At 72.7% G+C, this 12,398-nt stretch carries 7 protein-coding genes; 5 read left to right on the forward strand and 2 right to left on the reverse strand.

Features of this window, described 5'->3' with window-relative positions:
• The 5 genes from ACFU99_RS15860 to ACFU99_RS15880 form a co-directional block, all read left to right on the forward strand.
• The coding region (locus ACFU99_RS15860) for a serine protease (protein ID WP_384391558.1) at nt 1–1,946 on the forward strand (1,946 nt) is incomplete at its 5' end.
• Nucleotides 1,943–4,402 carry a tetratricopeptide repeat protein gene (locus ACFU99_RS15865; protein WP_384391560.1) on the forward strand — a complete coding sequence of 820 codons (2,460 nt, stop codon included), beginning with the start codon at nt 1,943–1,945 and terminating at the stop codon, nt 4,400–4,402. The genes ACFU99_RS15860 and ACFU99_RS15865, both read left to right, overlap by 4 nt.
• A 22-nt stretch (nt 4,403–4,424) precedes the next feature.
• Nucleotides 4,425–5,852 (forward strand): VWA domain-containing protein, encoded by a 1,428-nt coding sequence (locus ACFU99_RS15870; RefSeq protein ID WP_384391563.1) that lies wholly within the window; start codon nt 4,425–4,427, stop codon nt 5,850–5,852.
• On the forward strand, nt 5,849–6,781 hold the full coding sequence (locus tag ACFU99_RS15875; RefSeq protein ID WP_384391565.1) for a hypothetical protein: 933 nt from the start codon (nt 5,849–5,851) through the stop codon (nt 6,779–6,781). Before ACFU99_RS15870 ends, ACFU99_RS15875 begins: the two co-directional genes overlap by 4 nt.
• Entirely contained in the window at nt 6,778–8,052 is a 1,275-nt protein-coding gene (locus ACFU99_RS15880; protein WP_384391568.1) for an ABC transporter substrate-binding protein, read from the forward strand. Before ACFU99_RS15875 ends, ACFU99_RS15880 begins: the two co-directional genes overlap by 4 nt.
• 15 nt (nt 8,053–8,067) lie before the next feature.
• Here ACFU99_RS15880 and ACFU99_RS15885 read toward each other — a convergent pair whose 3' ends face one another.
• Together ACFU99_RS15885 and ACFU99_RS15890 are read right to left on the reverse strand one after the other, a co-directional pair.
• Nucleotides 8,068–10,074, reverse strand: a complete 2,007-nt coding sequence (locus ACFU99_RS15885; protein ID WP_384391571.1) for an MFS transporter — start codon at nt 10,072–10,074, stop codon at nt 8,068–8,070.
• 148 nt (nt 10,075–10,222) lie between these two features.
• Nucleotides 10,223–12,398, reverse strand: a 2,176-nt coding sequence (locus ACFU99_RS15890) for a D-alanyl-D-alanine carboxypeptidase family protein (protein WP_384391574.1), incomplete at its 5' end; no start/stop codon positions are given.

Consider the following 12,398-nt stretch of genomic DNA (forward strand, 5'->3'; position numbering starts at 1 on the left):
GTCGTCACATGGGGGCGGACTTGAGACACCCCGCCAACCGGCCTCCGCACAGCGGGCTTTGGCGGGTACGCATCCGTAGTCGAGCATCGCGCGCCGTCCTGGGCGCGGGGATTCTTCTGGACACCGACACCGTGCTGACCTGCGCGCACGTCATCACCGACGAGCACGGGCAGCCCGATCCGAACACCGAGGTACTGGTCGAACTGCTGGCGGTGCCCGACGCGCGGCCGGTGCCGGCATGGGTAGCCGAGGACGGCTGGAAGCCTCAGCAGGCCGATCAACGCGCCGATGTGGCGCTGCTCAAGCTCAGCGTGCCGCAGCCGCCCGAGTACGCCACCTTGCTGCGCCGGCAGTCCCCGCGCTGGCGACAGCCCGTCAACATGTACGGCTTCCCTGCCTCGAACGAGCACGGAATGCTGTTCCGGGCCACGCTCGACAGCCAGGCAGGGCCGCAGTCCGAGTGGGTGCAGATGACGCCCGACACCCCGGCGGACACGGTGCGCCGGGGCTTCAGCGGCGCGGCGGTGGAGGTGAGCGACACCGGGCACGTCATCGGCATGGTCGTGAGCCGCTACGACGATCCGCCCGACGCCGTGCCCACCGGGCAGCGGCGGTCCCTCTCGTACATGATCCCCACCGAAACGATCCTCTATCACCTGCCGGTCGTCACGCAGTGGGTGCACGGCAGGCAGGGCATAGACCGCCGACTGGTCTCCGAGCTGACGGACGGCGCGCAGGACGTGGAGGTCGCCCGCCGCCTCACCCGCTGGCTGCGGCGCGGGAGCATCGGCCTGCCGAGCGGGGACGCGCCCGTACGGAACGGCGGGGACATGCCCGCACGGAACGGAGCGGCCCCCGTACAGAACGGCGGCGAGGGACAGCGGCTTGGCCATGGGCTCGGCCTCGGCCTTGGGATGCAAGACGTCGAGACCCTCGTCATCACCGATGAGGAGAGCGACAAGTACGAGGCGCTCCGCCGCGCCGTGACACTCGCCAGCCGCGAGCTGTCCGGGGGCCATTCGCTGCCACACGTGACCCGCCGTCCGCACGGCACCGTGCCGCCGGTCGGCAGCGTCGACCTGGCCGTCGTCGCGCAGGACTGGACCCCGGCCGACCTCGAGCGGCTGGTCGCCGACCGCATGGGGCTCAGAACGCACAACGGCACCTCGCCCACCGACCTCATCCGTACGGACACGGTCCCCCTCACCATCGTGGCCGTCGGTGTCGACCGGGCCCCGGACCCAGACGGGCTGCTGCGCGCCCTGAGCCTCATCGCGTCTCGCGGCGGCAAACTGCTGATCGTCTTCCACGACCCTCGCGCCCCCGGACTGGCTCTCGCCGAGGAACTGTTCCGGCCCGACCCAAAGCGCGTGGACGCCTGGCTGGCGCGGCTGGGCGAGGAGGTCGAGCGGCTGCGGTTGGCCGGTGAGGAGGCCCGGAGCTACGTGGGCGATCTGCACATCGCCCGCAGCTTGCTGCGCGCCGACCCCGACCTGCGCAGCTACCGCGTGCTGCCGAAGCTCGCCGCCTTCGAGCACGCCGTGGCGTCGGTGCGCGCGAAGGCCGAGGCGGGGCGGCGGGCAGAGGCGGAACGGGCACGGGCCGCGGAGGAGTCGGAGCGCGCCCGGAAGGATCTGGACGGGCTGCTCACCGCCGCCGTCGCGAAGCTGGGGGCGCTGGGGGCCGCGGAGCGGGACGACATGGTGCGGCTGCGCCGCGCGGCACAACGGGCCCTCAACGCCAAGCCTTTCGTGCCCCAGGATGCCGAAGAGGCCGTGTACGCGTTCACGCGAGCCGTGACCCGCGCCGAACACGGCGGACCGCCGGAGTCGGACGGCCCCACCGGACACGAGAGACCACCGCAACCGGACGCGCCCGCTACGTACGACAGACCCCCGGGACCCGACTCCCCCACCCCCGCGGCCCCCCGAGAAGGCCCCTCATGACGGCCGCCGCCCGCCCCGCGCCCCCCTGCGACCGTCCCCCCTGCACCGGCCGCATCAAGCCCAACGGCTTCTGCTCCGACTGCGGTCGCCAGCCCCTCAAGCCCCCCACCGCCCCTCTGATCCCCTCACAGTCGCCGCCCACGGCCCCGACAGCCCCGGCAGTCCCGACGGCCCCCACCGCGGATCTCATCGAGACCACCACCACCCGTACGGCCGCCCGCGCCCGGCAGCGCACGGCGCGGCTCTTCGCGGTCAGGGACGCGGGCGGGAGCCTGCTGGAGCTGCCGTACGTAGATCTCCTCTCCCGCGAGAGCCTCGTCCTGGACGATCCCCGGCCGCCCGCCAGGGGCCAGGTGTGCGCCAACGAGGGCTGCGGCTTCGTCGTCGGCGCGCCGTACGCCGGGCAGCCCGCGCTGACCTCCGGCTACTGCCGCAACTGCCGCCATCCCTTCGACTTCACCCCGCAGCTGCGTGCCGGCGATCTGCTGGGTGACCAGTACCGCGTGGTCGGCTGTATCGCGTTCGGCGGCATGGGCTGGGTCTATCTCGCCGAGGACACCAAGCTCGACGACCAGCCCGTGGCGATCAAGGGCCTGATCAATACGGAGGACCGGGCGTCGCTGGACATGGCGCTGGACGAACGGCGCTATCTGACGATGCTCGACCACCCCAACATCGTCCGCATCATCAATTACGTCACGCACCCCGCCCGCAACAGCCACCGGGTGACGGGCTACATCGTCATGGAGTTCGTGGGCGGCACCACGCTCGCCCAGATCAAGGAGTTCATCGCGCACGCCGACGCCCCGTACGACGGGCCCCGGCTCTACGAGCACATCCTCACCTACGGCTGCCTGATCCTCGACGCCCTGGAGTATCTGCACGGCGAGCGGCTCGTGTACTGCGATATGAAACCCGGCAACGTCATGCACCACGAGGGAAAAATCAAGATCATCGACCTGGGGGCGATGCACCGGCTCGGCCAGGCCGAGAAGGGCGGCCGCCCCGTCATCACCCCCTATTACGCGCCGCCCGAGGTCATCCGGCACGGCTTCGCGGGCCTCAGCGAGCGCTCCGACCTCTACAGCGTCGGCCGGACCCTCCAGGATCTCTCGCTGCGGGCCGAGCGGCCCGAGCAGCAGCCGCCCGGCCTCGCCGCCACCTCCTACGAGCACGCCATCGCCCGCGCCACCGCCCACGACCCGCGGCAGCGCTTCGCCTCCGCCCACGAGATGGCGGAGCAGCTGCGCGGCATCCTGCGGGAGACCCGCTCGCTGCGTCTGGAGGAGGAACACCCCGAGCCGTCCACCCTGTTCGCGCCCACCGCCGCGCTCCTCGACGCGTCGCTGGGCCGCATCCCGCCGCTGGAGCACTGGCTGGTCGACGGCGCGTGCGACCCACGACCGCTGGGGCACGGGTTGCCCGGTCCCGACCGGGTGCCGCTCGGCCTACCCGTACCGTTCCCCGACCCGAAGGACCCCGGCACCCCGCTGCTGATCACCCCGACCGACGCCGGGCCGCGCCGCCTCATCGAGCAGCTGAACGCCTCCGGCTACGAGCCCGAGTCCCCCGAGATCCAGTTCCGCCAGTGCCGCGCGCACCTGGAGCTCGGCCGGCTGCCCTCGGCGGCCCAGCGGCTGGCGAAGGCGCGCCGCGTCATCGGCGACAACGCCCCGTACGACTGGCGCCTGAGCTGGCACCGCGCGCTGATGCTGCTGGCGCGCGGCCAAGTGGACGTCGCGGCACGGCAGTTCGGGCGCGTGTACCGGATGCTGCCGGGCGAGTACGCGCCGAAGCTCGCGCTCGGCTACTGCTCCGAGCAGCTGGGCGACCTGGCCTCCGCCGAGTGGTTCTACCATGCCGTATGGCAGCGCAACCGCTCGCAGGGCAGCGCCGCCTTCGGGCTGGCCCGGCTGCGGCTGACGGCGGGCGACCGGGACGCGGCCGTACGGGTCCTGGACGGGGTGCCGATGGTCTCGCGGCACTACGACGCCGCGCAGCTCGCGGCGGTGCGCATCCGCGCCGGGCGGCTCGGCCCGGCCCCGTTCCGGCTGCCGTCCCTTGACGACTTCAAGGACGCGGTGCGCCGGCTGCCGCGCCTCGACCTCGACGACGGGCAGCACTCCGGCGAGGCCCGCGACCGGCTCAACGCCGAGGTGCTCCAGACCGCGCTCGACTGGGCCCGTACGCACTCCGCCGACGAGGTGCGGGCCGCGGCCCGCGGCTTCGCCGCGCCGCTGTTCGCCGCCCCGCACTTCGCGCCGCCGGGCCCCGGGCGCAGGACGCGCCGCGGCCGCCGCCGCGCGGCGAACGCCCGCCCCGACCCCGAGGCGGCGCTCCGCCTCCTGCTCGAAGCCTCGCTGCGGCGCATCGCCCAGCGCCAGGCCCGTACCGCCGACGAGCACGGGACCCTCGTCGACCGCGCCAACTCCATCCGCCCGCTGACGCGGGCCTGACCGCACACCACACGGGGACCAGATGAGCGAGATCACGGTGCGCGTGCACCAGAACAAGTACCTGCCGGCCGCAGCGGGGCGGGGCGAGATGCACGCCATCGTGACGGTCGCCGCCCGCGGGCTGGGTCCCGCGGCGGCGCACACCGACGCCAGCGAGGTCATCGTCATCGACTGCTCCTCCTCGATGAGCTGGCCCCCGACGAAGATCGCAGCCGCCCGCCGGGCGACCGCCGCCGCCGTCCAGCTGCTCCGCGACGGCACCCGCTTCGCCATCGTGGAGGGCACCGAACAGGCACGCGTCGCCTTCCCCGCCGGCGGTGAACTCGCCGTCGCCGGGCCCGACTCGAAGGAGCAGGCGGTCCGCGCCGCGTACCGGCTCGACGCCATCGGCGGCACCGCGATCGCCAGCTGGCTGGAGCGCGCGGGCGAGTTGCACGCCGCGCACCGCGTCCCGATCCGGCACACCCTGCTGCTGACCGACGGCAAGAACGAGCACGACCCGCCCGGCCGCCTGGAGCAGGTGCTGACCGACTGCGCCGAGCGGTTCATCTGCGACGCGCGCGGCATCGGCGAGGACTGGGACCAGGCCGAGCTGCGGCGGATCGCCGCCGATCTGCACGGCCGGGCCGACGCGGTGCGCGACGACTCCGACCTGGAGGCGGAGTTCCGCACGCTGGTGCGCAGCGCGATGGCCAAGTCCCTCGCAGAGGTGCGGCTGGTCATCAAGCACCGGGCGGGAAGCGAGCTGCGGTTCGTCAGACAGGTCCACCCCACCCGCGCCGACCTCACCGGGCAGCGCGAATACACCGACGGGCGGACCTGGTCGTACCGCGCCGCCGCCTGGGGCGACGAGGTCCGCGAGTACCACGTGTGCCTGGCGGCGGACCCGGACGGCGACCCGGTGGACCAGGACGTGGAACTCGCTTCTGTAGAGCTGGAGTTGACGGGCGATGCCGCGCCCCCGGCGCCCGAGGCGGCCTCCGTCCTGGTGCACTGGACCAAGGACCCGCCGCCCTTCCTCTCCGTCGACCCGAGCCTCGCGCACTACGACGCCCAGGCCGAGCTCGCGGAGGCGGTCGCCGAGGGCTGCGCGGCGTACGACCGAGGCGACCGCGAAACCGCCCGCCGGCAGTGGGGCCGGGCCGCCAAGCTCGCCCACGCCACCGGCGACCGCCGGGTCCTGGCGCGTCTGGGCCGGCTCGTACGGATCACCGACGCCACCGCCGGCGTGGTGGAGGTACGCGACGACTTCCAGGCCATCGACATCAACTCCATCCTTGTCATCAACGACGAGAGCCTCCGCGCGCCCGACCCGGACGAAGGGCCGCAGGACCTGCCGGCGCAGTCCCCGCCCGACATCACCTGCACCAGATGCAAGCGCGTCAACCCCGGCGACACCGGGTACTGCGAGCAGTGCGACAGCCCGCTGCGCGCCGAGCCCCCCTCATGAGCGGCACCCGTGCCACCCTCGTCCGCCGCCTGGCCACCCTGCTGACGCTCACCGCGCTCGCCTTCGCCGCGCTGCTCACCGCGTACTACGGCGTCAGCCGCAACTCCGGGGCCGTCACCGGCGACACAGCCCCCGCCATCGTGCAGATCTCGTCCGTACGGGACGCCCTCGCCCGGTCCTACGACAGCGCCCGGCAGGGGCTCGGCGAGGACACCGCCGACATCGAGGGGGCCGGCGAGGAGTACCGCAGCGCGCTGTCCACCGCCAACCAGAACCTCGCCCAGGCCCTCAAGGGCACCGTCGCCGGGGACTCCGGCCGACAGAACCTGCGCACCGTCACCGGCCTGGTCTCCTCCTACGCCGACCTCGTGCAGCAGGCGTACGTGAACCGCGACCACCCCGCCCTGCGCGACGCCTACCTCCGCTACGCCCGCGACATGCTGCGGCCCAACGGCAGCAGCAGCATCCTTGACCGCCTCCAGTCCCTCCAGCGGCAGCAGTTAGACGTGCTCGACCGACAGGCGTCCTTCGGCTGGGTGCTGTGGCTGACCTGGATCGTGACCTGCGCGCTGTTCGCCGCCCTGGGCTGGCTGCTCGTGGACACCCAGCGCTTCGTGCGCCGCCGCTTCCGGCGGTTGGCCAACCCCTTCCTCGCCATCGCGACCGCGCTCCTTGCCGTCCTGCTGCCGCTGGCTCTGTTCGCCGGCCAGATCCAGGACCGGCTGGGCGCGGCCCGTACGCTCCTGACCGCCCGGACATCGAGCTCCACGACGCCCCAAGTCCTCCCGGAGGTGCTCGACATCATGCAGGACACCCACTGGCGCGCGGGCGTCGTCGGCCTGATCCCGCTGGGCGGCACGGTGCTGGCGGCGCTGGTCCTCGCCGGCCTCCAGCCCCGCATCGACGAGTACCGGTTCCAGCCGCGATGACCACCGCGCCCCGGCCCCGCAACGTCACCGCCGCCGTCCTCGTCCTGTGGCTGCTGCTCGTCTGCGCCGTCGGCGCGGGCGACGCGCGCTCCCGCGCCGCGGGCAGCGTCACCGTCCTCGCCACCTGGACCGGCGGCGAGGGAATGGCGTTCAAGAAGGTGCTGGCCGACTTCACCGCCGAGACCGGGATCAGCGTCGTCTACCAGGGCACCACCGCCCTGCGCGAGGTGCTGCTCTCCGAGGTCGACGCGGGCGCCTCGCCCGACGTCGCGATCCTGCCGAGCCCCGGCGAAGTCGCCGACTACGCCGAGCGGAAGGAGGCCCTCAAAAGCCTCGACGGCGTCCTGGACCGCGCGCAGTGGGACTCCTACGACCCGCTGTGGACCCCGAAGTTCAACGGCCACCGGTACGCCTTCCCGGTGAAGGCCGACCTCAAGAGCGTCGTCTGGTACGACGCCCAGCGCCACCAGCCGGGCGACCTGGCGGCCCTCGCCGCCGACGGCCGCCAGTGGTGCGCGGGCATGGGCGACGGCGCGGCCTCCGGCTGGCCCGGCACCGACTGGATCGAGGACATCCTGCTCCAGCAGCGCGGCCGCGCCGTGTACGAGAAGTGGGCGGCCGGCGAGCTGCCGTGGACCTCACCCGAACTGACCGGCGCCTGGAAGACGTTCCGCTCCGTCTTCCCCGCCGGGCCCGCGAAGAAGGCGCTGGGAAACAGCTTCGGCGGCGCGGCGGCGGGCATGACCGCCACCCCGCCGCGGTGCGCCATGGAACACCAGGGGACCTTCACCCGCGGCGCCTACCCCAGCGCCTTCAAGGAGGACTTCGCCGACTCCGCCCGCGTCCTGCCCGGCGCGGACCGCGACTCCACCGCGCACGAGGTCTCCGCCGACTTCGCCGCGATGTTCCACGCCACCCCGCAGGCCGAGCGGCTGATGCGCTACCTCGCGTCCGACCGGGCCCGTACGACCTGGACGACGGACCCGCCGAAGGGCACGTACCCGCCGTTCTTCGTCAACAAGGCGCTGCCGGACTCCGTGCGCTACACCGACCCGGTCTCCCGGCGCGCCGCCGACCGGCTGCGCACCCCCGGCGCCCGCTGCCTGGACGCCTCCGACTCCATGCCGCCGCCGCTGCGCACCGCCTTCCAGCGGGCGGTCCTCAAATTCCTCAGCGACCCCGACCAGGACCTGAACGCCCTGCTGCGCGAACTCGACCGGGTGCGGGAGCGGGAGCGCGGCGCGCCCTGGTTCCCGCACGTCTGCGGGTGAGTCCCTGCTGAAGATCTACGGAAGTGCCATGCCCTCCGGGCACATCGTCCCGCGCGGGAACTTGTACGGGGCGGCGATGCGGTACGTACCGGCGTGCGGCGCGTGCAGCACCGTCCACGCGTCCTTCGGCTCCCGCTCGTCCTTGGGGATCTGCACCTGCTTCGTCAGACAGCCGTTGACGTTGACGGGCGGCTCGTGGTTCTTGCCCTCCTTCGGGGGCTCGACCGACTTGCCGTCCTTGTCGACGAGGCCCAGCCACGGCGAGTACGGGATGCGGATGCGCACCGGACCCGCGGTCTTCACCGTGATCGTCAGCTCGCCCGCGTCCGCGCGCCGCACGACGGCCGGCGGGTCGGCGAGCGGCGTCGGCGCGCTCACCTCGTACAGCTTCCAGTTGGCGTCCGACCACACCTCGTGCAGATACGGCTGCCCGGCGGCGACGAGCTGCGCCTCCGCCTCGGCCGCGTTGTCCGGCTCGCCGGTCGGCAGCACCACGTAGTGCACCGCCCAGCGGCCCAGCCACTCGTGGTAGCTGGCCGAGGTCAGCATGCCCTCCTCGTAGAAGAGGGGGTTGCGCTCCCGGTCCGCCTGCCGGTTCCAGCCGCGCGCCAGGTTCACGTACGGGGCCAGCGCGGACGCCTCCCGGTGGCTGCGGGCGGGCACGACCTCGACCCGGCCGCGCTCGGCGTCGACCTTCTGCAACCGGTCCACCAGCGGCGCCAGCTCCCGCGCCCAGGACGCGGCGGGCGTCGTGTTGACGGCATCGCCGATCGAGTTGGCCAGCTGCCAGGACGTCACCGTGATCAGCGCCAGGATCATCGCGATCCACTTGCGGCCCCGGCCGGTGCGCAGCAGCTCACGCCCCGGCGGACGCTCCGTCCCGGTCCAGACGGCGACCAGCAGCACCCCGCTGAAGATCATCCCGAGCCGGGAGATGTTGGTGCCGATCTGCGAGGGGATCAGCCAGACCAGCAGCACCCCGAGGACGTAGAGCGCCGAGGTCATCCGGGCCGTGCGCCACCGCTTCGGCGCGAAGACGAACCCGAACACGCCGCTCAGCAGCGGCAGGATCGCCGAGGGGAACGACATCGGCTGCTGACCGGAGAACGGGAACAGCCACGCGGACAGCGCGACCACCGCCACCGGGGGCAGCCCCAGCGCGTACGCCGCCGGGCGGCGCTTGCCGAGCCACAGCGCCGCCGCCACGAACCCGATGTACAGCCCGGCCACCGGGCTCGACGCCGTGGCCAGCGCCGCCAGCAGCCCCGCGAGCGCGGCCCGCGCCCACTTGTGCTCCCACTGCTCGGAACGCCACCGCACCGGCCACGCGAAGATCACCGCGACCGCCGCCAGCCCGAACATCACGCCGAGCCCGTACGTCACCCGGCCCGAGATCGCGTTGCAGATCAGCGCGAACGTCCCGTACAGGGCCGGCCACAGCGGGCGGCGCACCGCGCGGCTGCGCACCAGCAGCAGCGCCATCAGCCCGGCCGAGAGCGTGCCCGCGATCATCATCGTGGTGCGCACGCCGAGGACGTGCATGAGATACGGCGAGATCACGCTGTACGAGACGGGGTGCATCCCGCCGTACCAGGCGAGGTTGTACGCGGAGGCCGGGTGCCGGCCGACGAACTCGGCCCAGGCGTCCTGCGCCGCGAGGTCGCCGCCGCTGTTTGCGAAGAGCCACACCCAGAGCAGATGCAGCACGGCGGCGGCGAGCAGGGCGGCGGGAACGGGACGCACGAGGAACCGGCCGGCGGCGGCCCAGCGGCCCGCTGTCGGCGGCGCGCCGGGGAGGTCCCCGCCGGCCGCCGGGCCGGGCTGTTCCGCCGGGCCGGGCTGTTCCCCGACGCCGGACCGCTTCGGTCCGTCCGCCCGGTCCGGTTCTTCCGCCCGGTCCGACCCCTCCGGCGGGGCCGGTCGCCCCTGCGGGTCGTCTTCCGGATCGCCGGTGCTGCCAGGCCGCGTCGGCCCCACGGTGGTCACTGCGGCTCTCCCCGTCTCCCCCGAGGTCTCCCCCATCTTCACGCCGTCCCGCTTCCCAGCGGTAGTAGGCGGCACGGCGAGTCGGGCCGTACAACCGACGCGACGCTACAGGACGGCGGCCCCGCTCCCAGGAGCCGGGCCGCCGCCACGCCGCGTCGGTGAACCCGACCGGTCACCGGATCGATCAGGAGAACCGCGTCAGCTTCGCGCCGAACGACGGCTCCGCCAGCTCCTTCTGGAGCGCCACCGGAACCTTCTGCTGACTCGGGCCCGTACCGACCGTCAGCTCGCCGACGACCGTCCCGGCCTTCGCCGAGTGCGGCACGGCCTTGCCGCCGCTGTCGATCCCGAGCTGGGCGTCGAGGCCGGGCCAGCCGACCCCCTTCAGGTCCTTGGTGGCGACGACGGGCGTCTTGCCGCCGAGACCGTCGTTCACGTAGCCGACGACGTCGCCCTTCTTGACCATGACGGTGGAGGTCAGCGCGTCCTGCACGGCCTTGATCATCGGCTTGGTGTTGGTCTGGGCGAGCTGGAGGCTCTTGTCGAGGACGCCGGGCGCGTGCTGGTCCATCGTGGCCCCGACGATCAGCTGTTCCTTGTGGTCGATCGTCCGCTTGGCCGCCCACATCAGCGCGCCGCCGGCCGGGGAGCTGGAGCCGGTCTTGATGCCCAGCGTGCCGTAGTTCATCAGCAGCTGGTTGTTGTTGTAGAGCTTCCGCGGCAACTTGGGGTCGTTCTGGACGTTGGGCGTACCGACGATCTCACGGAAGATCGGGGCCTTCATGGCCTCCTCGGCCAGCTTCGTCTGGTCGACCGCGGTGCTCTTGGTCGACGAGTTGAAACCGCTCGGGTCGGTGTACGTCGTGTTCGTCATGCCGAGGCGCTGGGACTCCTCGTTCATCTTCTTGACGAACGCGTCCTCCGACCCGGCGTCCCAGCGCGCCAGCTTGCGGGCCACGTTGTTGGCGGACGGGATCAGCAGCATTTCGAGCATCTGGTACTCGGTGTACTGCTCGCCCTCCTTCACCGGCTCCACGGACTCGTCCTGGGACTTGCCCTCCTTCTCCGCCTGCGCGTCGATGGTGATCTTCGGGCCCTTGGCGCCCTTCTTGAGGGGGTGGTCCCGGAGGATCAGGTGGGCCGTCATGGCCTTGGCGACGCTCGCGGTCGGCACCGGCTTCTGCGGGCCGGACGTGCCGATGTCGCCCACGCCCACCACCTTCGCGGCGGCCTGCCCCTGGTCGGGCCAGGGCATCTGGAACTTCTCGCCGCCGAACGTGAACGCCTTCTTCTCGCCCAGGCTCAGGGACGCGTCCGGCAGCGGCCGGACCTCCTGGACCACGCAGAAGACGATCAGCAGCAGGATGACCAGCGGGGTCCAGATCTTGAACCGCCGCACGACGGTGCGCGTCGGGGTCTCCGGCGGGGGCGGCGTGTTCGTGAGCTGCGCCAGCAGGTCCAGCGGCATCTGCTGGCCGCCGCCCGGAGCCTCGCCGGGGGGCAGCGGCTGCTGCGTCGTCCGCTCGGACTGCGGCATCGCCTGCGGCGCGGCCTGCCCCGCGGCGGCCTGGGGCTGGGCCTGCGACTGTGCCGGGGCCTGGGCGTTCGGAGCCGCGGCGGGCTGGGGCGGTACGGGCGGCTGCGGTACGGGCTTGGCCTGCGCGGGCTTCACGGCCGGGGCGTCCGTGGACCTCAGCGGTACGAACTGGCTCGTACGCTCCGCGTCGGACTCGGAACCGGCTCCGGCGCCGGGCTTGGCGCTGCCCTTGTCCTTATTGTCTTTAGGGCCGTCGTTGTCGTCGGCGCCGCTGCCCTTGCCGCTGTCCTTGCCGACCGTGGGTCCGAGCGTCCTGAGCGTGGTGGTCGTCCGGTCGACGGGCTTCCTGAGCGTCGTCGTCTGCCGGTCCTTGGGCGACTCGTCCGAGTCGTCCAAGTCATCCGAGTCGTCCTTCGAGCCGGCGGCCCCCTCGGAGCCACCGGGTTTCTCCGACTTCTCAGGCTTCTCCGGCCGCTCCGTCTCCTTGGAGCGCAGGGTGTTGAAGACGGCAGTGGGCCGGTCGAAGCCCTCGGCCTTGCCTTCAGCCTTCTGCTCGGACTTCTGCTCGGACTTCTCGCCGGGAGAGGCGGAACCTTCCTCTCCCTTGTCCTTCTCTTCCTTCTTCTTCTCGCGGTCGGCCCCCTCGGGGGCTTCGTCCTCGGCGCTGGCGACCCAGGCCGCGACGGCGGCACGCAACCGCGCGTCGCGCGGAGGCGCGCCCTCACCGGATTCCGCTTCGGACGACTCATCGGACGACTTGCCCGACGACTCGCCCGACGACTCGCCTTCAGGCGCGGACTTTGCATCCGTAACGCCCTTGGCC

It is taken from the genome of Streptomyces sp. NPDC057654, from assembly GCF_042800135.1.
In the GTDB taxonomy this organism is placed as follows: domain Bacteria; phylum Actinomycetota; class Actinomycetes; order Streptomycetales; family Streptomycetaceae; genus Streptomyces.

What these genes read in the sequence shown, in the direction of transcription:
- ACFU99_RS15865 (WP_384391560.1), top strand. Translation starts at nt 1,943, where the DNA reads ATGACGGCCGCCGCCCGCCCCGCGCCCCCCTGCGACCGTCCCCCCTGC.
- ACFU99_RS15870 (WP_384391563.1), top strand. Translation starts at nt 4,425, where the DNA reads ATGAGCGAGATCACGGTGCGCGTGCACCAGAACAAGTACCTGCCGGCC.
- ACFU99_RS15875 (WP_384391565.1), top strand. Translation starts at nt 5,849, where the DNA reads ATGAGCGGCACCCGTGCCACCCTCGTCCGCCGCCTGGCCACCCTGCTG.
- ACFU99_RS15880 (WP_384391568.1), top strand. Translation starts at nt 6,778, where the DNA reads ATGACCACCGCGCCCCGGCCCCGCAACGTCACCGCCGCCGTCCTCGTC.
- ACFU99_RS15885 (WP_384391571.1), bottom strand. Translation starts at nt 10,074, where the DNA reads ATGGGGGAGACCTCGGGGGAGACGGGGAGAGCCGCAGTGACCACCGTG.